This is a genomic window from Nocardia sp. PLKS1-43 (assembly GCF_059510335.1).
Map to the genome: position 1 here is coordinate 97723 of NZ_JCAJZQ010000011.1, position 21659 is coordinate 119381.

Here is a 21659-nt window from a genome sequence, read left to right on the forward strand (position 1 = left end):
CGCCGGTGGGGAAGCCGGCGGCGCGGACGTGCCGGAGGTCGGTGACGCAATGATGTCTGGAAACAGCTCTGCGAGTACGGGACCCGTGGTCGGTGGAGGAACGCAGTTCCTCACCGTCGCCGAGGTGGCGAATCTGATGCGGGTATCCAAGATGACGGTGTATCGGTTGGTGCACTCGGGCGAGTTGCCCGCGGTGCGAGTCGGCAGATCGTTCCGGGTGCACGCCAAGGCGGTGCACGACTATCTGCAGACCTCCTACTTCGATGCGGGGTGAGAAGCCCGCGGCTGGATTCGAAGCCCCGGTGACCGGGGCCGGGTAGACCTCGCGGTTCGCGCGGCGAAGCGGAGGCCGGAAACATCGCCGGGCAGCGGCCCGGTACGATGAATCACCGTCGTGTTCGCCTGCCGGTGCCCGAGAGCCGAGGTAGCGGTGAGCGCGAATACCGGTAGCGCGGAAACCGGGAGCCATGCGGGCCGGGCGACCCGGGAAGAGAGCGTACGTGAACCGGCGTGCGCGCCGAGTAGAGAGAGAACGCGAGGAACAACCCTATGGGTTCTGTGATCAAGAAGCGCCGTAAGCGGATGTCGAAGAAGAAGCACCGCAAGCTGCTTCGCCGCACCCGAGTGCAGCGTCGCAAACTCGGCAAGTAGGCCGTAGCCGCGGACAGGCCCGTCATCGACAGATGGCGGGTTCTTTCGTTTCCGGTGGCGAAAGTCATCGTTAGATCCTGGTAAATACCCTCTCCAGGCGCCTGTGGAACCCGTTACTCTGGAGCGCGGGGACAGGCCGCAAAGGGGTTCAGTTGGGATTTTCGGCGTGAGCCAGAACGAGCGCGACGGGCACCGTGCGAGAGTTGTGCTGGTCACCGGTGCCAGTCGATTCTTCGGCGGCAACGTGGTTGCCGCCCTAGCCGCCGACCCCGCTGTCGAGCGGATCATCGCGGTGGACGCCCGCCAACCCGGCCGGGAGCTGCTGCGTCGTATGGGCCGCGCCGAATTCGTCCGGGCCGATATTCGTAATCCGTTGATACGCAAGATCGTCGACGGTAACGAGGTGGATACGGTCGTACATCCCGCGGTACTGTCCCGGCCGCCGTCCAGTGGCGGGCGCGCGGCGATGAAGGATTTCAACGTACTCGGCGCGATGCAACTGTTCGCGGTCTGCCAGAAATCCCCGAGCGTGCGCCGGGTGGTCGTGCGCTCCTCCTCGGCGGTCTACGGATGCAGCGCGAAGGATCCGGCGAAATTCACCGAGGAAATGAGTGCGAGAACCCCGCCGAGTGGGTATTTCGCGCGCGACATGATCGAGATGGAAGGCTATGTGCGAGGGCTCGCCCGGCGACGCCCGGATATCGCCACGGCAATTCTGCGTTTCCCGCCGATCGTCGGAGCTCGGCTGGCCGACCGTGGCGTGCAGTATTTCCGGTCTCCGGTGACGCCGACGGTTCTCGGCCGCGACCCGCGGATGCAGTTGTTGCACGAACAGGATTCGATCTCCGCTCTGGTGCATGCCGCTCTGGCCGCGCCGGGCGGGACGTTCAACGTCGCCGGTGACGGTTCGTTGACGTTGTCCCAAGCGATCCGCCGAGCCGGGCGGATCGCGATGCCCATTCCGTTCGCGCTGTTCCGCACCGTCGGCCGCAGTTTCATGGGCCCGGTGATGCAGGAGTTCACGTCCGAGCAGATCGACTACTTCCATTTCGGGTGCGGTCTGGATACCACCCGAATGCGCGCCGAACTCGGGTTCGAGCCGCGCTGGACCACGATGCAGGCCTTCGACGATTTCGTCGGGGGTACGGCGTTGCGGCCCGTCCTGGATCCGCGTTGGATCGACGCCGCTGAAACGAGACTTCTCGGCCTCGTCGGGGCCGAAGAGGGAGCACACCGATGAACGACGTGGCCAAGGTCATTCAGCTGAACGACATCGACTTCGAAGCCCGGCAGCGTGCCGCGTCGCGGCGCTGGCCGCAGGAGAGTGTGGCCAAACCGGTGACCTCGCTCACCGAACGCCTGGCCGAGACCACGCCACCGCCGCCGCGCTCCCTGGGCGATCTGGTGCGCGATACCGTCGCCGACGGTATCCGCGGCACAGCCGATTTCGCCCGCCGCCGACTCACCGGCGACTACCAGGTCGACGAGTTCGGTCTCGACGAACACCTGCTGGAATCGGTGTTGCTGCCCGCGTTGCGGCCGCTGGCCGAACAGTGGTTCCGCGTGGAGGTCAACGGAATCGAGCAGCTGCCCGAATCCGGTGGCGCGCTGATCGTCGCCAATCACGCGGGCGTTCTGCCGCTGGACGGACTGATGTTGCAGGTGGCCGTGCACGACCGGCAGCCCGCGCGGCGCGTGGTGCGCCTGCTGGCCGCCGACCTGGTCTTCGAGACGCCGGTCCTGGGCGGATTGGCGCGCAAGGCCGGACATACACTGGCCTGCCCAGCCGATGCCGAGCGGTTGTTGCGCGGCGGCGAGCTGGCCGGAGTATTTCCCGAGGGCTTCAAGGGCATCGGGAAGTCCTACGGGGATCGGTACAAGCTGCAGCGGTTCGGGCGCGGAGGTTTCGTCTCCGCGGCGGTGCGCACCGGGGTGCCGATCATCCCGTGCTCGATCGTGGGTTCGGAGGAGATCTATCCGAAACTCGCCGACCTCAAGCCGCTGGCGCGATTGCTCGGCCTGCCGTATTTCCCTGTGACGCCGCTGTTTCCGCATCTGGGCGTGCTGGGAATGATGCCGCTGCCGTCGAAGTGGTACATCGAATTCGGCGAGCCCATCCCGACCGGCGGATACGATCCCGAGGCCGCCGACGACGCGATGACGATGTTCGACATCACCGACCAGGTCCGGGAGACCATCCAGCAGACGCTGTACAAGCGTTTGGCCAAGCGCCGCAACGCTTTCAGCGGCTAGCTGGATTTTTGGCCTCCGCTTCGCTCCGGCGGGGTTTTCGGCGCTGTAAGGCTCGTCGTTCAGCCCTCGAGACTCGGCCTTCGGCCATGCGCTTCGAGGGCTGAACGACGAGTCCGCGCCGAAAACCTTGGGGGTTGGTGTTGCTGAACCTATCGCTTCGCGGGCGACTCCCAGCCCGACAGAGACGCTTCGCCGCTGGGCACGTCAGCCTTTCGCCTCGCTTCGCATCGGTGGGGTTGGTGCGGCCCACGTCGGGGACCTTTGTCGCTCTGGAGGCACCGGACCGCCGCCTTTTGCGGCGCTAGTTCGCACCTCGTTTGCGGGTGAGGACTGCCGCCGCGGCGCCGCCGGCCGCGCCGAGGGCGAGGGCGGTGGGGACGCCGATCTTGGCCGCCTTGCGGCCGGTGCGGAAATCGCGGATCTCCCAGCCTCGGTTCTTGGCCACCTCGCGCAGGTCCGAGTCGGGGTTGATGGCGACAGCGGTACCGGTGAGCGAGAGCATCGGGATGTCGTTGTGGCTGTCGGAATACGCGGTGCAGCGCTTCAGATTCAGGCCCTCGCGGATGGCGAGGGTACGCACCGCGTGCGCCTTGCCGAGGCCGTGCAGGATATCGCCGACGAGGCGGCCGGTGAACACGCCGTCCTCGCTTTCCGCGACCGTGCCCAGCGCGCCGGTGAGGCCCAGTCGCTTGGCGATGACCTGAGCGAGTTCGACCGGAGTGGCGGTGACCAGCCAGACCTGCTGACCCGCGTCCAGGTGCATCTGCGCCAGTGCGCGAGTGCCGGGCCAGATCTTGTCGGCGATGATCTCGTCGTAGATCTCCTCACCCAGTTCGGCCAGCTCGGCGGTGGAGCGGCCCGCGATGAAGGCCAGCGCCTTCTCCTTGCCACTGGCCATATCGCCCTGGCTCTCCCTGCCGGTGACCCGGAACTTGACCTGCTTCCAGGCCATATCGGCCAGATCCGAGGTCTTGAAGTACTTGCGCGCGGCCAGGCCGCGGGCGAAGTGCACGATCGAGGCGCCCTGCACCATCGTGTTGTCCACGTCGAAGAATGCCGCCGCGGTCAGGTCGCGGGGCGGGCGCACCTGTTCGGGAGGCTGCGAAACATCTTCCGCCGCAACCGATTCCGCCAGCTCCGCATCGTGCAGAGCGAGCGCCGCGTCGGCGCTGGCCTCACCCGCGACGTTGGCGCGCAACTCCTCCTCGCTCGGCCCGAACGGGCTGCGAGTGATGCGAGTGAGCTGATCGGACAGACCCTGCCCCCACCGTGCCGGGAATTCTCCGAATCTGCCCGCGATGAAACCTGTCCTCGCATCTTTGGATCGTTCCGGCACCGCTAACCTCCGCCCGTCGCGCGAACATCCCAACATTAACCGAGTGGGGTGACCTGTTGCCGAACGTAACGACGAGGCGCTGCCCACACCGGCGCTCAGCGGTTCAGATCGGCCCGCAACCGCAATTCGTCGACGTCGAAATAGCTGTGTTCCTTGCCGTCGAGCAGCACCACCGGCAATCGGTCGCCGTATTCGGCCCGCAGCCCCGGATCGGTCGCCGCGGCGCGGTCCACGTCGACCGATCCGGGTTCGATTCCGAAATCCGCACAAATCGAACGCAGCTGCTCCCAGGCGACGGTGCACAGCCCGCAACCCGCTCTGGTCAGCAACGTCACCGCATGTCGATCACTCATAAGCACATTAAAGCTGTCAGGATGCCTGTGTGTTCCCCCACATCTGTACGGTAACGCCGAGACGGGTCGATCACACTGAACTCCCGGGATCACCTGGTCCAGTTGACCCCGGGCAACGCCGCCTCCGATGGCCGCGGCCCGGTGCGCGCAGCCGGTAATGCAGCACAACCGCCGGGCCACCCATTTCCGTTCACTCCGGATATACCACTGGGCTGACCTAGGCCCGGTCACCTTGGAAAACGCCGACAGCGAGGCCGCGGCCCGGGTCGATTCCGGACCGACCGGAGCGCCAGGAGCGAAGCGGGGCAGCGGAGGGCGGGAAGAATCGGCCCTCGGGGGTCGTGGCCTCGCCGGAGCGAAGCGGAGGCCGATAAACACAGTGACTGAATTCACCGACTTTGTGCAGGGCTTCACAAGCGGTTACGGTGGTGGCACGTAAGCCGCGCGCTTCCGGCAGCGGAAGCAGCCGACAACCCCCGATGGACGCCCGGCGGCGCTGGCCGCAGGCGTCGGCGGCGGAGAGACACCGGATACCTGACCCCCGGCCGGACGAGGAGCCGAACGACGTGACAGAGCAGCATGAGACGCCCGAAGGCGTCTCCGGCAGGGCTCTGCGATCGAACGCACCGTACAAGGACATTCCGCAGGCTACGGTCACGCGGCTGGCGACCTATCTCCGGGTCCTCGCCGTCCTGGCCGACGAGGGCGTGCTCATCGTATCGAGTGAGGAACTGGCTGTCGCGGCGGGTGTCGGTTCGGCGAAGCTGCGCAAGGATCTGTCCTTCCTCGGCCCCAACGGTGTGCGCGGCGTCGGCTACGACGTGGCCAAGTTGCATGCCCGCATCGAGGATGTGCTCGGGCTGTCCGAAGGACATCGGGTGATCCTGGTCGGAGCCGGCAATCTGGGTCGTGCGCTGGCCGGATACGGCGGTTTCCGCCGTCGCGGATTCGCCATGGTCGGCATCTTCGACCGGGATCCGGGGGTCATCGGCACAACGATCAGCGGCCTGCCGGTGCGCGATGTGGCCGAACTGCACGACGCCGTCGCCGAACTCGAGCCGACCATCGCGGTCATCACCGTGCCGGACGCGGCCGCGCAGGCGGTCTGTGATCGGCTGGTGGCCGCCGGGATGCAGTGCGTTCTGAGCTTCTCCCCGATCGCGCTGGACGCGCCGCCGTCGGTGGAGGTGCGCCGGGTCGATCTGGCCGTGGAGATGCAGATGCTCTCGTTCGAGCGCGCGCGCAGCGCCGAGGCGGCGACCGAGGACGACCGGGAGATCGGGCGTCGCCCCGCGTCCGCGGCGATACACACATCAGCGTCCGCGATCCGCCCAGCGGGGGTCGTGGTTTCGGCAATGGAGCCAAACAGCCGCGGCGGGTCCGGGGGAGGCAGTCTGCGCAACCGCGCGGGGGCCTCGGACACACCGCATATGAGTAACGGATCGGTGGTCGCGCAATGAGCATCCTTCTAGTCGGAATTTCGCACCGCAGCGCTCCGGTCGCGGTGCTGGAGAAGGTTGCCGTCACCGAGGACGATCGGCCCAAGCTGCTCGACCGGATCCTGAAGTCCCAACACGTCTCGGAGGCGATGATCGTCTCCACCTGCAACCGCGTCGAGGTCTACGCGGTGGTCGACGCCTTCCACGGCGGTCTTGCCGAGATCGGCGACCTGCTGGCCACGCACGCTGATCTGCCGCTTCCGGAACTGACCAGACACGCCTACGTGCGCTACAGCGAGGCCGCGGCGGAGCATCTGTTCGCGGTGGCCAGCGGCCTGGATTCGATGGTGGTCGGCGAGCAGCAGGTGCTCAGCCAGATCCGTGCCGCCTACGCGGCCTCGGACGCGCAGCAGGCCGCCGGACGCACCCTGCACGAGCTGGCGCAGAACGCGCTGCGCGTGGGCAAGCGGGTGCATTCGGAGACGGGAATCGATCGCGCGGGCGCGTCGGTGGTGTCGGTCGCGCTGGACCGGGCGCGGGCCGAACTCGGTGATCTGACCGGACGAACGGGTGTCGTGGTCGGCGCGGGCGCGATGGGCGGGCTGTCGGTGGCGCATCTGGCGCGCGCCGGGATCGGCCGCATCATCGTGGTGAACCGGACCCTGGAACGCGCGCAGCGGCTGGCGCGCACCGCCGAGAGCATGCACGGCGTCGCGGCGACCGCGCAAGACCTGTCCGACCTGGTCGGCGCGCTGGCCGCCGCCGATATCGTCATCACCAGTACCGGCGCGGTCGGTGCGGTGGTGACGCTCGCCGATGCGCACCGGGCGCTGAATTCGGCTCCGGCCGGACATCGGATGGTCGTCTGCGATCTCGGCCTGCCGCGCGACGTGGATCCCGCCGTCGCCGGGCTGCCCGATGTCACGGTGATCGACATGGAGACGTTGCAGCGTGATCCGGCGGCCGGCGCGGCCGCCGACGACACCTCCGCAGCGCGTGCCATCGTCGCCGACGAACTTTCCAAATACCTTGCGAGCCAACGGGTTGCGGAGGTCACCCCGACGGTGGCGGCGCTGCGGCAGCGCGCGGCCGACGTGGTCGAGGCCGAGCTGATGCGGCTCGAGTCGCGGCTGCCGGGGCTGGCCGACCCCGAACGCGCCGAGGTCGCCCGCACGGTGCGCCGGGTGGTCGACAAGCTGCTGCACGCACCGACGGTGCGGGTCAAGCAACTGGCCTCCGCGCCCGGCGGCGGCACCTACGCCGAGGCGCTGCGCGAACTGTTCGAACTCAAACCCGGTGCGGCACAAGCTGTTGCGGTGCCGATGGAGATCGCCACCCTCGGCGACGACCGGACAACAGGTAATGAAGGGGCGCCAGCGTGACCGCAACCGATGCCATGGTGCACGAGAACGACACGACACGTCGGGGTACCGCCGACGCGCCGTGGCGGATCGGCACTCGCGGCAGCCTGCTGGCGCTGACCCAGGCCGGAACCATCCGGGACGCGCTGATCGCGAGCGGACAGCAGGCCGAACTCGTCGTGGTGAAGACCGCCGGGGACAAATCCTCCGAACCGGTGGAGAAGATCGGCGTCGGGGTGTTCACCGCCGCGCTGCGCAACGAACTGGCCCTCCGCACCGTCGACATCGCCGTGCACTCCTACAAGGATCTGCCCACCGCGCCGGACCCGCGCTTCGTCATCGCGGCCATTCCGCCGCGCGCGGATCCGCGCGACGCGCTCATCGCCCGCGACGGTTTGGTCCTGGGCGAACTGCCCGCCGGTTCGCGGGTCGGCACCTCCGCCGCGCGCCGGGCCGCGCAGCTGCGCGCGCTCGGTCTCGGCCTCGAGATCCTGCCGCTGCGCGGCAATATCGACACCAGAATTCGTAAGGTCGCCGACGGTGAACTCGACGCGGTGGTGATCGCCCGGGCCGGAGTCGCCCGTATCGACCGCCTCGACGAGATCAGCGAATCGCTCGAGCCGGTGCAGATGTTGTCCGCCCCGGCGCAGGGAGCGCTCGCGGTCGAGTGCCGCGCCGACGACCCGGATCTCGTGACCATCCTTTCCGCCCTGGACGATGCGGGCACACGCGCCGCGATCGAAGCCGAGCGGGCGTTGCTGGCCGCACTGGAGGCCGGATGCACCGCCCCGATCGGCGCGTTGGCCGAGGTCGTCGAATCGCTCGACGACGACGGCCGGGTGGTCGAGGAATTGTCGCTGCGCGGTTGCGTGGCGGCGATCGACGGCTCGGACGTGCTCCGGGCATCGGCGGTCGGTTCGCCCGACGAGGCCGAGGAACTCGGCCGCGCACTGGCCCGCGAGCTGGTCGAGCTGGGCGCGCGCGAGCTGCTCGGCGCCGACCGCGAGGGCAGCACAGACTTTCACCCATCCCAGCCCAATGGAGAACGATAAATGAGCCGAGCCACTAAGAAGCATCCTGGTCGGATTCTCTTTGTCGGGTCCGGCCCCGGTGACCCGGCGCTACTGACCGTTCGGGCCCGCGAGGTGCTCGGCCGGGCGACGCTGGCTTTCACCGACCCCGATGTGGACAAGGGTGTGCTCGCCCTGATCGGTATCGCGGTGGAGCCGAATCCGGACGGAGAACGCCCGGTCGACGTGCGCCCGGCCCTGGGCGAGCCCGCCGAGGTGGCCAAGACCCTGGTCGCCGAGGCGCGCAACGGTCACGATGTGGTGCGGCTGGTCTCCGGTGACCCGCTGACCACCGATTCGGTGATCGCCGAGGTCAACGCCGTCACCCGATCGCACATGGTGTTCGAGGTGCTGCCCGGACTGCCGTCCGGTGCGACGGTGCCCGCCTACGCGGGGATCGCACTGGGCTCGAGTCATACCGAGGTCGATGTGCGCGGTGAGGTGGACTGGGCCTCCGTCGCGGCCGCACCCGGCCCGCTGGTGCTGCACGCGACGTCCGGACATCTGGCCGAGACCGCCAGCGCCCTCACCGAGCACGGCCTCGCGGCGCAGACCCCGGTCGCGGTGACCGTTCGCGGCACGACTCGCCAGCAGCGGACCATCGAGGCCACCCTGGCGACGTTGAACAGCGCCGCCTCGGAGCTGGTCGGGCCGCTGGTGGTCACGGTCGGTAAAGAGGTCGAGAAGCGTTCGAAGATGTCCTGGTGGGAGTCGCGTTCGCTGTACGGCTGGACCGTTCTGGTGCCGCGCACCAAGGAGCAGGCCGGTGAGATGAGCGAGAAGCTCGTCACCCACGGCGCGATCCCGATGGAGGTGCCGACGATCGCGGTCGAGCCGCCGCGCAGCCCCGCGCAGATGGAGCGCGCGGTCAAGGGCCTGGTCGACGGCCGCTACCAGTGGGTGGTGTTCACCTCCACGAACGCGGTGCGCGCGGTGTGGGAGAAGTTCGCCGAATTCGGCTTGGACGCGCGGGCGTTCTCCGGGGTGAAGATCGCCTGCGTCGGCGAGGCCACCGCGGAGCGGGTGCGTTCGTTCGGCATCAATCCGGAACTGGTGCCCAGCGGGGAGCAGTCCTCGGAGGGTCTGCTGGCCGACTTCCCGCCCTACGACGACGTTTTCGATCCGGTCAACCGGGTGCTGTTGCCGCGCGCGGACATCGCGACCGAAACCCTCGCCGAGGGCCTGCGCGACCGCGGCTGGGAGATCGACGACGTCACGGCCTATCGCACGGTGCGCGCCTCGCCGCCGCCCGCGGAGACCCGCGAGATGATCAAGACCGGCGGTTTCGACGCGGTCCTGTTCACCTCCTCCTCCACGGTGCGGAACCTGGTCGGCATCGCGGGCAAACCGCATGCCCGCACCATCGTCGCCTGCATCGGCCCCAAGACCGCCGAGACCGCCATCGAATTCGGCCTGCGCGTGGACGTGCAGCCCGAACTCGCCCAGGTGGGCCCCCTGGTCGAGGCCCTCGCCGAACACGCCGCCCACCTGCGCGCCGAGGGCCTGCTGCCTCCGCCGCGCAAGAAGAGCCGCCGCGGCCGAGCCTGAGGCTGCATCTCCGCACTCCCGCTCCGGCGAGCCCGCAACCATGCGTGTCTCACTGTTCGGTCCCCGTCCGTGTCGGGTACTTGTTGCTCGTACTCGCCACGCGTCCGGCCGCCGAGGCCGCCGGGTATGTGCAGATTGCCTCTGCCGCGCTCCGGCGCGTTCGCTGTCCCTGAAGTCTCGCTGTTCGGTCCCGTGTCGGGCACTCGTTGCTCGCACTCGCGCCACTCGTCCGGTCGGCGAGATGTGTCGCGAACAACTGCGCGCCGCCACCGCGGCGCCGCTGCGCCAAGTCGAACTCGCCCCGCAGTACGCCGGTTCGCCCCTGGCGCAGATCGAGCGAGGAATGCATCTGGGCATGGTGCCGACCGCCGCTGCCGTTCTGTCCGCACCACTGCTGCCGTGAGGTGTATTGCGGATTGCCTCTGCTGCGCTCCGCCGGGTTCACGGTGCCCCGGAAGCTTCGCTGTTCAGTCCTGTGCCGGGTACTTGTTCCTCGTGCCCGGCAGCGTTCGGCCGGCGCTGGTCCCGAACTGTGTGAGATTGCCTCCGCTTCGCTCCGGTTCGCGGCCCCGAAGTCTCATCGTTTGGTCCTGTGTCGGGCATTCGTTCCTCGTACTCGCCGTGCGTTCGGCTGGCGATGCGTGCCGCGAGCCGTGTTCGATTGTCTCCGCTTCGCTCCGGCGTGTGCGCGGCCTTCTGAGGTCTCACCGGTCGGTCCCGTTTCGGGGGCTTGTTGCTCGCACGTGCCACGCGTCTGGGCGGTGAGACGGGCCGCGAACCTGGTGGCGGCGTAGTCCAGGGTGTCGGAACAGGTGCGAGGTCGGCGTTCGGCGAGTGCGAGACGGCTTGTGTATCAGCGTGACTCGTCTGCAACGTGGCAAGCGGCAGCTGGCTCGCGTTGAGCGCGGGCCAGTTCGGCACGGGTTCTTCGCATCTGCCACGTGTCCGGATGGCGAAATAGATCGCGGACTCCAGGTGTGCGTCGGTGCGCTTGCCTGATGTGAAATAGGCTGTGCCTCAGCACGATTCGCCCCTGCTGCGGGCGCGGAAATGAATCGTGCCGAGGACAGGCCGGATCGGCGCGCTCGTTCCGGCTGCTCGATGGGCGTTCGGAACGCGCCTGCGTGACCTCAGCGGCGGTTGCGCATGAGGTCTCGGACGAGGCGGCAGGTTTTGTCGGAGGGCGGGCGAATGCCGACGAGATCTGCTGTGTGGCGGATCTTTTCGTTGTCGGCGAGGTCGGCTCGGTAGACGCCGGAATCCAGCAGGGCGATGGCCAGGCGCATCGCCTTGAGGCGGCGATTGTGGGTGACGTACCACGAGCGCGGGCGGCCCGCGGGCAGACGGCGTTTGGTCAGCGGAGCGTACGGCTGGACGATGCTGAACGATGAATCTGTGGCCACGAGACCCTCCCCGTCGGTGGTGGAAACGAGTGATCGAGGGCCCGCGAGACTCTCGAACACACCTTCGATTATAGCGCTCGGCACCGACAAGAACCGCCGGTCGCTTTGTGCGACCGGCGATTCCGCTGCGCTGGGTCAACGGCCGAGGACGCCGTCCAGCCAGTCGAATGTGCGCTGGTGGAACAGGGCCGTCGCGCCCTCGTGGCAGTGTTCGCCGCCGCCTTCGTTCTCGCGGAAGACGATCAATTCCTTCGGGCAGGTCAGCGCGTCGAAGATCTGTTGCGGTTGCCCGGCGAAGAACTGGTCGTTCTCGGCCTCGAGTACCAGCGTCGGGCAACTGACCCGATCCGCGATGCCCGCCATCGTGTACGACTCGATCGCCTTCAGCAATTCCTCGGGACCGGATACCCCGAAAGTCCACAGTCCGTTGCGAATTCCCCAGCGCGCCTGGGTGTTCTGCGTCATCAGGCCGTCGAGCCCGCCGGGCAGCTGCTCGGCCGAATCGCCGATGGCCGCGAAGGGTGCGTGGAAGTCGAAGACCCCGTCGTGCAGTACGCATGCGGCGATCCGGTGTTCGAAGGCGGCGGCCCGCGCGGCGAGGTAGCCGCCCAGGCTGGTGCCGACCAGTGCGAGCCGGTCCGCATCCACCTCGGCCAGGCCGAGTGCGAAATCCACGACCGGGGTGACGACCGCCTCCCAGTCCGGCCGGAAGTGCAGACCCTGATCCCGGACGGTGCTGCCCTGGCCGGGACCGTCGAATGCGAGCACGTGGTAGTCGCGACGCAGTGCCCCCGCGGCGATCGCGAAGTAGGCCTCTTCCAGCGTGGAGTCGTATCCGCCGTGGTAGATCAGGGTCGGGCGGGGTGTGCCGGAATCGTCTGCGAGGAAAAGATAGCCGGGCAGGGTGGTGTCTTCGTACGGAATCCGCACCTTGCGGGCAGGGGTGTCGAGCAGAGCGGCGGCTTCGGCGAAGGTCTGCTGGGACGCGCGGGCGAGGCGAGCGGATTCGGGGTCGTGCGCCGGGTCGTCACGGCGGTAGAAATCGGCGGTCCGGTAGTAGTTCGACGCGCGCAGCAGCGCTTCCCGCGCGCTCACCCGATGGCCGGCGGCCAGGGCGTCGCGGCCGATGCGCTCGACTCGGGTGGCCGTGGCGGCCCACTGCGCCGACCAGGCGTCCTCGTCGCCCTCCGGGATCTGCCGGCACGTCACCAGGACCTCCCCGAGTTCCGCGCCGCCGTAGGTGGCATAACCCGCGGCGCGCAATGCCTCGAAGGAGAAGGACTCGTCGTCGTAGAGGAATTTCATGATCGAACACACCTTCCGTGAAGAACGATACAGTTCCGTTCCGTTGAACCGACGCTAACACCGGACACAATGGAACGCAACGGTTCCGTTTCGGTTAGTCTCGATGCATGGCAAAGGAGCGGACAGTGCCCCGGCCCGCCACCGGCGGGGCCGCCCTGCGACAGCGCGTCACCGACGCGATCACCCGGGCGGCCTTCGCCGAACTCGCCGAATCCGGCTTTGCGCGGCTGTCCATGGAGGCCGTCGCCCGCCGCGCCGGAGTCGGCAAGGCCGCGCTGTATCGACGCTGGCCGTCCAAGGAGGGGATGCTCACCGAGTTGATCCGCCAGGCCGTCCGCGACACTCTGCCCCCGATCCCGGACACCGGAGCCCTGCGCTCCGATCTGCGCCGGCTCCTGGACACATTCCGGGAGCAGTTGTCGAATCCGACCGTCCGGAATATCGGCGCGAGCCTGTTGGCCGAGGCCCACCACAACGAATCCCTCGCCGAAGTCCTGCGCACCACCGTCGCGGCGCCGCGCCGCGACAACGCCCACCTGGTCCTGCGCGCCGCCATCGACCGCGGCGAGCTCCCCGCCGACCTCGATCTCGAACTCGCCTCGGATCTGCTCATCGCCCCCTTGGGCTTCCGCATCCTCGTGCTGTCCGGCGACAGCGACGACGCGTACCTCGAAACACTCACCGCCGCACTCGAAGCCGCCTTGCAGGCCGCCCGCCCCCGTCCATCGGCGGGCTCGGCGAGCGGCGGCGCGCCGGACGCAATGTCGGGCGCGCGCACGCGCCATGGGGTGCGGCATCCCGACCATGACAGCGGTGCGGCCCGGTAGGGATGCGCTCCTGACGGGGACCTCGATGCCGCGCAGGAAGGTGACGACGGTTCCGTGCGGGAACACGCGGTCAGGCCTAGGCGGGTACGGAGCCGCGCGCGGCTGCGGTGAGATGTCGACGGTGTGACATCCGCAGACGGTCGCTGGGAGGCACTGGCATATTCGCGGCCAGGGGTCCCGCTGTCCGGCCGACGGCCGAGCGGTAGCTGAGTCCGGTGGTGACAATCGACCCCCTTCAAACGTTCCTGTTCGCACATACGAGCCGGCTGCGCCGCACTGTCGCCGAGCCGGTCGTGAAGGTCGCGCTGTGCGGCCGGATCGGCCGCGTCGGTGTGTGATTGGTCATAGTTGTGCGGGTGTGCCGCGCGCGGCGGAGTACGCGCGGGCATGTCTCGATCGCATCGGCCCGCAGAGGCGTCCCGTCGTCGCGCGCATGTCCTGTGTTGCCCGGTGTATGCCTGGTCACGGGGCGGCGACGGTTGTTCCGGGGCCCTCGCGCGGGGCGGCGGTCCGGTGCGGAGGCGGTGCGGCACAGGCCCGGACCGGGGCGTATCGTGCGCATCATGACCGGAATGGACCGCCCGCGGCGGTTGCGTCGTACCCCTGCTCTACGGCGTCTCGTTGCCGAAACCACTTTGGAACCAAGGCATTTGGTGCTCCCCATGTTCGTCGCCGACGGGCTCGGCGAACCGCGCGAGATCGGCTCGATGCCGGGCGTGCACCAGCATTCGATGGATTCACTGCGCAAGGCCGCCGTAGAGGCGGTCACCGCCGGCGTCGGCGGGCTGATGCTGTTCGGAGTGCCGCGTCCGGAGGACAAGGACGCGGTCGGCAGCCTCGCCAGCGACCCCGAGGGCATCCTGAACCGCGGTCTGCGCGCGCTGTCCGAGGAGGTCGGCGACGCGACGGTGGTCATGGCCGACACCTGCCTGGACGAATTCACCGATCACGGCCACTGCGGGGTGCTGTCCGCGGACGGCGCGGTCGACAACGACGCGACCCTCGACCGCTACGTCGAGATGGCGCTGGCCCAGGCCGAGGCGGGTGCGGACCTGCTCGGCACCAGCGGCATGATGGACGGTCAGGTGGGCGCGATCCGCGACGCGCTGGACGAGGCCGGCCGCATCGACACCGGCATCCTGGCCTACGCCGCGAAGTACGCCTCCGCGTTCTACGGTCCGTTCCGCGAGGCGGTCTCCTCCTCCTTGCAGGGCGATCGCCGCACCTACCAACAGGATTCGGCCAATCGCCGCGAGGCGATCCGGGAGCTGGAACTGGACCTGGCCGAGGGCGCGGATCTGGTGATGGTCAAACCCGCGATGTCCTACCTGGACATCCTGCGCGATGTCGCCGACCGTTCCACCGTGCCGGTGGCCGCGTACCAGATCTCCGGTGAGTACGCGATGATCACCGCCGCCGCCGCGAACGGCTGGATCGACCGTCGCGGCGCGATTCTGGAATCGCTGATGGGGATCCGGCGGGCGGGTGCGGATATCGTGCTCACCTACTGGGCGACCGAAGTCGCGCAGTGGCTGTCGCACGGCAGGCAGATCGCGGTCCGGCCCGGGGCGACCGAGGTCGCGCACCCGCTGTCGTGAACCAGTGGACTCCGCCGGTCCCGCCGGCTCCTGATCGGCCGATGCCCGACGACGTTCGTACCGCGTCCCAATTATGGTGGGGCGCGGTAATTTTGGGCGTGGTACGGCTGTTCGCCGGGATGTGGACGCGGTTCGAGCATCGGCACACGATCGCCCGGAACATCTACGACCAGTTGCGTGCCCAGGAACCGCAGACCCCGATCGCGACCTACGACCTGATGGTCACCATGTTGATCGTGCTCGGCGTGGTGTTCGGGCTGGCGCTCGCGGCCGCGGCGCTGGCCGTGGCGCATCAGCTGCGCCGGGGTAAACCATGGGCGCGCACGCTGTTCGACGTGGCAGCGGTGGTCCTGGTGATCGGCGGGGTGAATTCGATGTTCGGTCTCGGTGCGATCTCCGGCACCGGTGAGATGCTCGCCGGGGCCGCGGCCATCCTCCAGGGCGTTCTGGCCGCCGGAGCCGTATTCCTTTGCCACCGAAGCGAATCCAACGCCTACTTCGTCGTGAACGGCGGTCGGCCGCCCCGGTGAGTTTGTTACCGGCGGGTCAACATGTATGGTGAGGGTTGTCACAGAGGACCTGGGAACCGGATGTCGTGGGTCGTGCGTTCCGCATCGGATCGCGCGAGGCGTTCCGGAGAAGCGGAGGCAATGATGCGAGTGGTGATTCAACAGCCGCAGAGCCTTCGGCGAGACGTTCTGATGATGGGCCTGGTTCTCGTTCTGGGTCTGCTCACTCTGGCCGTTCTGTTGCTGCCCGGTATGGTCGGCTGATCGTTCGCCGCTTCCGGAGAATCACGCGGGCGGGCGAGACAGCCTGGAGGTTTCCGTGACCGATACCCGAGCCCCGGCCGACGTGCGGTTCGCCGAGCCCGGTGCGCATTGGCGTGCCGTCACATACGGCCCGCTGATCTGCCTGATCGTGTTGATTCTGGAACTGACGCTCGGTCACGGCCCGGTGCACTGGTTCGGTCTGGCCTTCTGCGCGCTGCTGCTCGCCGGATTCGTCTCGTTGCAGGTCGTCGCGGGAAAGCGGCACGTCAGCGTGGAACTGACCGGTACTTCGCTGCGTGAGGGCACCGAGACGCTGGACCTGGACCGGATCGCGGCGATCCTGCCCGAACCCGACGAGGAGTCCTGGGACGACGAGGACTGGCAGTCCGCACGTGCCCTCGGCGAGCTGGCCGGGGTGCCACGACGGCGCAAGGGCATCGGTTTGAAACTGCGCGACGGCGGTCTGGTGCAGGCGTGGGCGCGCGATCATCGGGGTCTGCGCGAGCAGCTCACCGCTGCGGTCGAGGAACGCGCGGTCGGTGCTTCGAAGCAGAGCGGTTCCGGCGCTGATGCCGCCGGACGCGAGGTCACCTCCGGCGAGGGCGCCGCGCTCGAAGGCACTCGCGACGCCGGGGAGGACGCTCGATGACGCACCGGCTGTGGCTCGCCGTCGACGTGGTCGTTCTGGTGCTCTGCCTCGCCGCGATCGTGCCTGCCTGGCACGCCGGAATCGAGTCGGTTTCGTTCGCCGCGTCCGGTGACCTGCCCGCCTTCGAGGCGACCCGCTACAGCGGGCCCTGGATCGGCCTGGCCGCGCTGCTGGCGGCGGTGGCCGGATTGGCCCTGATCGATCTGGTCGCGCGGGCCGTCGAGCGATACCGGCGGGTCTGACCGGCCTGGCCTGTGGATCGCGGCCAACTTTCGGCAATCGGTGCCAACCCGGCGATCGGTGCGGACACTGGAGGTATGTCCCGCACGTCTCCCGTGCAGCGCCGAGTGATGGTGATGCTGGCCATCGCGATCATCGGGCTGGCCACCGTGGCCTTGGACGTGGTCACGGCGATGGATGCCGGCCCCGCTCCGGAACCGGTGACCCGCTCCCGGCTGGTCGACGGGCTTCCCGGCCCGATGGGTTGCCTGGTCAGGACCGGGTTCTCGCTGTCGTGTCTGCGGCCCTCGCGCTGGTAGCGGGTCAGTTCCAGTGCTCGTAGATGTCGAGCAGGCGAGAACCGTGCGTGCCCGGGGCGTCGAGGAAGACGACCACGTTCCCGTTCGGATGTGCGGCCGATTCGAGCAGCAGCTCGCGTGGTGAGGCGTGCACGCCGCCGTGCGGGTCCCGGTAGATCTGGCTGCCCGGATGCAGGCCCGCGCCCATGCGATTCAGCGGCACGACCTTGCTGATCAGCGCGGGAAGCGGACCGTCCGCCAGGGCGGCGGTCTCGGCGTGCGACAGGCTGATCCCGATCCGCCCCTGATCGGGCTGGGCGACGATCTCACCCGCCGAGGCCGCGGTCGCGGCGCAGGTCAGTGCGGTGCCCGCGAGTGCGGTGAGGGTGGCGCCGACAATCAAGGTTCGCATGCGTCTCTCCCGGCCGGATTGCGGATGATGGACCGAGGGTACGCAGTAGCAATCATCGAGCGACCGAATTGGGCGGGAACGGCGCTCCGGCGTGTTGCGACGAATCCGGACATAGGGTGTGGGGTGGCTCACCCCACTACACCCTGTCGTCGACCGGTGCGGACCGGGCTGCGACACTGGAGGCCGTGAGTTCTTCTCCGGCCTCCGCGCACCTTTTCGATCGCGCCGCTGCGATCATTCCCGGCGGCGTGAATTCGCCTGTGCGAGCGTTCCGTTCGGTCGGCGGTACGCCGCGGTTCATCACTTCCGCACGCGGGTGCACGCTCACCGACGCCGACGGCGCCGAATATGTGGACCTGGTGTGTTCGTGGGGACCGATGATTCTGGGCCACGCGCATCCGGCCGTCGTGGAGGCGGTGCGCAAGGTCGCGGTCGACGGCCTGTCCTTCGGTGCGCCGACCGAGGCGGAGATCGAACTGGCCGAGGAGATCGCCGCGCGGGTGGAACCCGTGGAACGGGTGCGGTTGGTCAACTCCGGCACCGAGGCCACCATGAGCGCGGTGCGGCTGGCCCGCGGCTTCACCGGCCGCAGCAAGATCATCAAGTTCGCCGGGTGCTATCACGGGCACGTCGACGCGCTGCTGGCCGACGCGGGTTCGGGCGTCGCCACGCTCGGCCTGCCGACTTCGCCCGGCGTCACCGGCGCGCAGGCGGCCGACACGATCGTGCTGCCCTACAACGATCTGGACGCGGTGGCCGCCGCGTTCGCCGCGCATCCCGGGCAGATCGCCTGCGTCATCACCGAGGCCGCGGCGGGCAACATGGGCACGGTCGCCCCGCAGCCGGGTTACAACGCGGGCCTGCGGCGGTTGACCTCCGAGAACGGCGCGCTGCTCATCATGGACGAGGTGATGACCGGATTCCGGGTGAGCCGCTCCGGATGGTTCGGGCGCGACGGCGTGGCGGGCGATCTGTACACCTTCGGCAAGGTGATGAGCGGCGGGCTGCCCGCGGCGGCGTTCGGCGGCCGCGCCGAGGTGATGAACCGGCTCGCTCCGATCGGGCCGGTCTATCAGGCCGGGACGCTGTCGGGTAATCCGGTCGCGGTCGCGGCCGGACTGGCCTCGCTGCGCGCGGCCGACGCGGAGGTCTACGCCGCACTCGATCGCAACGCCGAACAACTCGGGAAGCTGTTGAGCGGCGCCCTCGATACGGCGGGCCTGGCTCATCAGGTGCAATTCGCGGGCAATATGGTGAGCGTGTTCTTCGCCGACCGCCCGGTTACCGACTACGCCGCCGCGAAGGCCAGCCAGACCTGGCGTTTCCCGGCATTCTTCCACGCTCTGCTCGATCGCGGCGTCTACGCGCCGCCGAGTCCGTTCGAGACGTGGTTCGTCTCCGCCGCGCTCGACGAGGACGCATTCGACCGCATCGCCGCCGCCCTGCCCGCCGCTGCCGCGGCCGCGGCGGCCGCCACACCCGAAGGATCCGACGCGTGAACGAGCGCACCGAGCCAGCCGACGAGACGACGCCGCACACACCGCAGGACATCACGTCCGAGGCGGTCGCCGACATCCCCGACGAGCACGCCGAACTATCCGGCGTCGCGGACACCGAGACGATCGTGCACGTGATGCGGCACGGAGAAGTGCACAACCCCAAGGGCATCCTCTACGGCCGGCTACCCGGCTTCGGCCTGTCGGTGACCGGCCGGTCCCAGGCCGCGGCGGTCGGCCGCGCGCTCGCCGATCACGACATCACCCTGGTGGTCGCCTCCCCGCTGCAACGCGCGCAGGAGACCGCCGGTGCGATCGCCGGGCCGCACGAGCTGATCGTGCGCACCGACGACAATCTCATCGAGGCGGGCAATACCTTCGAGGGCCTGCGCGTCGCGGTCGGCGACGGCGCGCTGCGCAAGCCCCGGCACTGGTGGAAGCTGCGCGACCCGTTCACCCCGTCCTGGGGCGAGCCGTACCTGCAGATCGCGCACCGCATGCTGGCCGCGGTGAACAAGGCGCGGGTGGAGGCGGCCGGTCACGAGGCCGTCGTGGTCTCCCATCAGCTGCCGGTGTGGACGCTGCGCCGCTTCCTCGAGGGCAAACGCCTCTGGCACGACCCGCGCCACCGCCAGTGCTCCCTCGCCTCCCTGACATCCCTTGTCTACCAAGGGGATACGTTGATCGACATCGTCTATTCCGAACCCGCGGGGGAGTCGGATCCGCGGGTGACCGGAGCGTGAACGGCTCGGCACACGAGAGAACCGGTGGGCACCCGGACGCTCCTGCCGGCGATGTTCGCGCGCGCCGCCACGGTCACATCGCCCAGGATGCGGCGCATGTGAAGTTCACCGCGCCGGCACAGCACGGCGTACGGGACAGGCCGGGACGATTCGGCGGTGATCGCCTGTTCCGCGGTTCCGCTGGGCGTCCTGAGTTCGCCCGCCGCGGTGCGGGTTTGGCCTTCGAGCGCCGAGGCGAGCGTTGCTCGGCCGAAGTCTCGGCGGAAAGGCGGGCGCCCGGCCGTTTCGGCGAGCTTGGTACGGCCGCCGGCTCCGGTGAGCGCCCCTCGCACGATCGCGGTATCCCGGCTCGTTCCGGCGCGGGGCGACTCGGGAGATGGTTCCGTACGCGTCGCGCGCCGGGTGAGCGCACGCCGGTGCGGATCGTGGCGCTGGTATTGATCGCATGCGCGGCGCTGGCCGCGGCGCTCGCCGGATGTTCGACCGGCAGCGATGCCGTGGCACAGGGCGGGACGTTCCAGTTCGTCTCGCCGGGAGGCAAGACCGACATCTTCTACGATCCGGCGGACAAGCGCGGGACGATCGGGAAGCTGTCGGGGCCGAATCTGCTGACGAACAAGACCGTTTCGGTGAACGATTTCTCGAATCAGGTTGTGGTGCTGAATGTCTGGGGGCAGTGGTGCGGGCCCTGCCGGGCCGAGGCGCCCGAACTCGAGAAGGTCTACGAGCAGTCGAAGGCGCGCGGGGTCGCCTTCCTGGGGATCAATGTGCGTGATCCGGAGCAGGACAAGGCGCAGGATTTCGTCAGCACCAACCACATCCAGTATCCGTCGATCTACGATCCGGAATTCCGTAGCCTGCTCGCCCTGGGCGGAAAGTTCCCGACCAGCGTCATCCCCACCACGCTGGTGCTGGATCGCCACCATCGGGTGGCGGCGGTATTCCTGCGTTCGCTGCTGGCCACCGATCTACAGCCGGTGGTCGATCGTCTCGCCGCGGAGAGTGCGTAGTGAGCGGTGAGGGTGGCGCCGGGCTTTCGCGGTCCACGCGGTGTCGTGCGCGGCCGGGTGCGCTAGGTCGGTCGACATGCAGGTGAGTGTGCTCGCGTCGGTGGGAGATTCGTTCCAGCAGACCGCCGCATCCGGTCCGCTGCTGCTGGCCCTCGGGGCCTGTCTGCTCGCGGGTCTGGTGTCGTTCGCCTCGCCGTGCGTGGTGCCGCTGGTGCCGGGATATCTGTCCTACCTGGCCGGGCTGGTCGGCGCGGAGGCGCCGCCGGTGACCGTGACGCAGGCCCGGGAGACCAGGCGCTCGGATTCCGCGACGCTCGCCAAGGCCGGCCGGATGCGGGTGGCGGGAGCGGCGGGTCTGTTCGTGTCGGGATTCACCGTCGTATTCGTGCTGGCCTCGGCGACGGTGTTCGGGCTCATCCAGACCTTGAACGTGAACCGCGAACTGCTGCAACGTCTCGGCGGCGTGGTCACCGTCGTGATGGGACTGGTGTTCCTGGGCCTGGTCCCGGCGTTGCAGCGGGACACCCGGATGCATCCGCGGCGATTGACCGGTCTGATCGGCGCGCCGCTGCTGGGCGCGGTGTTCGCGCTCGGCTGGACGCCCTGTCTCGGGCCGACGCTGTCCGGGGTGATGGCCGTGTCCGCCGGGACCGAAGGGACCACGGCCGTGCGCGGGGTGGTGCTGATCGTGGCGTACTGCCTGGGTCTGGGCCTGCCGTTCGTGATCCTGGCCTTCGGGTCGGCCAGCGCGTTGCGCGGGGTCGGCTGGCTGCGTCGCCATTCGCGCACCATTCAGGTGATCGGCGGCATTCTGCTCGTCGCCGTCGGTATCGCGCTGGTGACCGGTATGTGGGACCAATTCGTGGGGTGGGTCCGCAATATGTTCGTCTCCCGAGTGACTCTCCCGATCTGAC

At 68.7% G+C, this 21659-nt stretch carries 23 protein-coding genes and 1 pseudogene; 19 read left to right on the forward strand and 5 right to left on the reverse strand.

Annotated elements, in window-relative coordinates; all coding sequences use genetic code 11:
- The first annotated feature begins 49 nt into the window (after positions 1-49).
- The 4 genes from AC5WS7_RS30600 to AC5WS7_RS30615 all read left to right on the forward strand — a co-directional run bounded on the left by AC5WS7_RS30600 (position 50) and on the right by AC5WS7_RS30615 (position 2904).
- A complete protein-coding gene (locus tag AC5WS7_RS30600; RefSeq protein ID WP_051193761.1) occupies positions 50-274 on the forward strand; it encodes a helix-turn-helix domain-containing protein in 225 nt (74 codons plus the stop codon).
- A 275-nt stretch (positions 275-549) separates the two neighbouring features.
- Positions 550-651: a 30S ribosomal protein bS22 gene (locus AC5WS7_RS30605; protein ID WP_003402602.1), complete on the forward strand. Its 102-nt coding sequence runs from the start codon at positions 550-552 to the stop codon at positions 649-651.
- Between the two features lie 166 nt (positions 652-817).
- A complete protein-coding gene (locus AC5WS7_RS30610; RefSeq protein WP_495958073.1) occupies positions 818-1891 on the forward strand; it encodes an NAD-dependent epimerase/dehydratase family protein in 1074 nt (357 codons plus the stop codon).
- Entirely contained in the window at positions 1888-2904 is a 1017-nt protein-coding gene (locus tag AC5WS7_RS30615) for a lysophospholipid acyltransferase family protein (protein WP_495958074.1), read from the forward strand. The genes AC5WS7_RS30610 and AC5WS7_RS30615 overlap by 4 nt, the downstream gene beginning before the upstream one ends.
- Positions 2905-3205: 301 nt before the next feature.
- On the opposite strand, the gene AC5WS7_RS30620 is transcribed toward AC5WS7_RS30615, so the two are convergent.
- Positions 3206-4240: an HAD family hydrolase gene (locus AC5WS7_RS30620; protein WP_495958075.1), complete on the reverse strand. Its 1035-nt coding sequence runs from the start codon at positions 4238-4240 to the stop codon at positions 3206-3208.
- A 95-nt stretch (positions 4241-4335) separates the two neighbouring features.
- Positions 4336-4593, reverse strand: coding sequence for a glutaredoxin family protein (locus tag AC5WS7_RS30625; protein ID WP_495958076.1), 258 nt, complete (start codon positions 4591-4593; stop codon positions 4336-4338).
- A 566-nt stretch (positions 4594-5159) separates the two neighbouring features.
- On the opposite strand from AC5WS7_RS30625, the gene AC5WS7_RS30630 reads away from it, so the two are divergent.
- The 5 genes from AC5WS7_RS30630 (at position 5160) to AC5WS7_RS30650 (ending at position 10414) form a co-directional block, all read left to right on the forward strand.
- On the forward strand, positions 5160-6053 hold the full coding sequence (locus AC5WS7_RS30630) for a redox-sensing transcriptional repressor Rex (RefSeq protein ID WP_495958077.1): 894 nt from the start codon (positions 5160-5162) through the stop codon (positions 6051-6053).
- Complete coding sequence (locus AC5WS7_RS30635; RefSeq protein WP_495958078.1) at positions 6050-7414, forward strand: glutamyl-tRNA reductase; 1365 nt, start codon at positions 6050-6052, stop codon at positions 7412-7414. Before AC5WS7_RS30630 ends, AC5WS7_RS30635 begins: the two co-directional genes overlap by 4 nt.
- Positions 7415-7428: 14 nt before the next feature.
- A complete protein-coding gene (gene hemC / locus AC5WS7_RS30640) occupies positions 7429-8445 on the forward strand; it encodes a hydroxymethylbilane synthase (RefSeq protein ID WP_495958230.1) in 1017 nt (338 codons plus the stop codon).
- Entirely contained in the window at positions 8446-10011 is a 1566-nt protein-coding gene (locus AC5WS7_RS30645) for a bifunctional uroporphyrinogen-III C-methyltransferase/uroporphyrinogen-III synthase (protein WP_495958079.1), read from the forward strand.
- 241 nt (positions 10012-10252) lie between these two features.
- Positions 10253-10414 (forward strand): hypothetical protein, encoded by a 162-nt coding sequence (locus AC5WS7_RS30650; protein ID WP_495958080.1) that lies wholly within the window; start codon positions 10253-10255, stop codon positions 10412-10414.
- A 727-nt stretch (positions 10415-11141) separates the two neighbouring features.
- Here AC5WS7_RS30650 and AC5WS7_RS30655 read toward each other — a convergent pair.
- A complete protein-coding gene (locus tag AC5WS7_RS30655; protein WP_495958081.1) occupies positions 11142-11414 on the reverse strand; it encodes a hypothetical protein in 273 nt (90 codons plus the stop codon).
- 135 nt (positions 11415-11549) lie between these two features.
- Complete coding sequence (locus AC5WS7_RS30660) at positions 11550-12719, reverse strand: alpha/beta hydrolase family protein (RefSeq protein WP_495958082.1); 1170 nt, start codon at positions 12717-12719, stop codon at positions 11550-11552.
- A gap of 107 nt (positions 12720-12826) precedes the next feature.
- Here AC5WS7_RS30660 and AC5WS7_RS30665 point away from each other — a divergent pair, with 107 nt between their 5' ends.
- From AC5WS7_RS30665 to AC5WS7_RS30690, 6 genes and pseudogenes are all read left to right on the forward strand, one after another.
- Entirely contained in the window at positions 12827-13546 is a 720-nt protein-coding gene (locus AC5WS7_RS30665; RefSeq protein WP_495958083.1) for a TetR/AcrR family transcriptional regulator, read from the forward strand.
- Positions 13547-14109: 563 nt separating this feature from the next.
- Positions 14110-15081, forward strand: a pseudogene (gene hemB, locus AC5WS7_RS30670) (porphobilinogen synthase); the annotation flags it as partial.
- 104 nt (positions 15082-15185) lie between these two features.
- Positions 15186-15674 (forward strand): hypothetical protein, encoded by a 489-nt coding sequence (locus AC5WS7_RS30675; protein WP_495958084.1) that lies wholly within the window; start codon positions 15186-15188, stop codon positions 15672-15674.
- Positions 15675-15972: 298 nt separating this feature from the next.
- Positions 15973-16566 carry a transport-regulating membrane protein Mce1N gene (mce1N, locus tag AC5WS7_RS30680; protein ID WP_495958085.1) on the forward strand — a complete coding sequence of 198 codons (594 nt, stop codon included), beginning with the start codon at positions 15973-15975 and terminating at the stop codon, positions 16564-16566.
- On the forward strand, positions 16563-16808 hold the full coding sequence (locus tag AC5WS7_RS30685; protein ID WP_495958086.1) for a hypothetical protein: 246 nt from the start codon (positions 16563-16565) through the stop codon (positions 16806-16808). The genes mce1N and AC5WS7_RS30685 overlap by 4 nt, the downstream gene beginning before the upstream one ends.
- Before the next feature lie 75 nt (positions 16809-16883).
- Positions 16884-17105 carry a hypothetical protein gene (locus AC5WS7_RS30690; protein ID WP_495958087.1) on the forward strand — a complete coding sequence of 74 codons (222 nt, stop codon included), beginning with the start codon at positions 16884-16886 and terminating at the stop codon, positions 17103-17105.
- A 4-nt stretch (positions 17106-17109) separates the two neighbouring features.
- Here the strand turns inward: AC5WS7_RS30690 and AC5WS7_RS30695 are convergent, their stop codons facing one another.
- Positions 17110-17496 carry a hypothetical protein gene (locus AC5WS7_RS30695; RefSeq protein ID WP_495958088.1) on the reverse strand — a complete coding sequence of 129 codons (387 nt, stop codon included), beginning with the start codon at positions 17494-17496 and terminating at the stop codon, positions 17110-17112.
- Positions 17497-17672: 176 nt separating this feature from the next.
- Between AC5WS7_RS30695 and hemL the strand changes: the two genes are divergently transcribed.
- The 4 genes from hemL (at position 17673) to AC5WS7_RS30715 (ending at position 21658) form a co-directional block, all read left to right on the forward strand.
- Positions 17673-18995: a glutamate-1-semialdehyde 2,1-aminomutase gene (gene hemL / locus AC5WS7_RS30700; RefSeq protein WP_495958231.1), complete on the forward strand. Its 1323-nt coding sequence runs from the start codon at positions 17673-17675 to the stop codon at positions 18993-18995.
- Positions 18996-19129: 134 nt separating this feature from the next.
- Complete coding sequence (locus tag AC5WS7_RS30705; protein ID WP_495958232.1) at positions 19130-19735, forward strand: histidine phosphatase family protein; 606 nt, start codon at positions 19130-19132, stop codon at positions 19733-19735.
- Positions 19736-20157: 422 nt separating this feature from the next.
- Positions 20158-20745 (forward strand): TlpA disulfide reductase family protein, encoded by a 588-nt coding sequence (locus AC5WS7_RS30710; RefSeq protein WP_495958233.1) that lies wholly within the window; start codon positions 20158-20160, stop codon positions 20743-20745.
- A gap of 76 nt (positions 20746-20821) precedes the next feature.
- Positions 20822-21658, forward strand: coding sequence for a cytochrome c biogenesis CcdA family protein (locus tag AC5WS7_RS30715; RefSeq protein WP_495958089.1), 837 nt, complete (start codon positions 20822-20824; stop codon positions 21656-21658).
- The last annotated feature ends 1 nt before the right edge of the window (position 21659 follow it).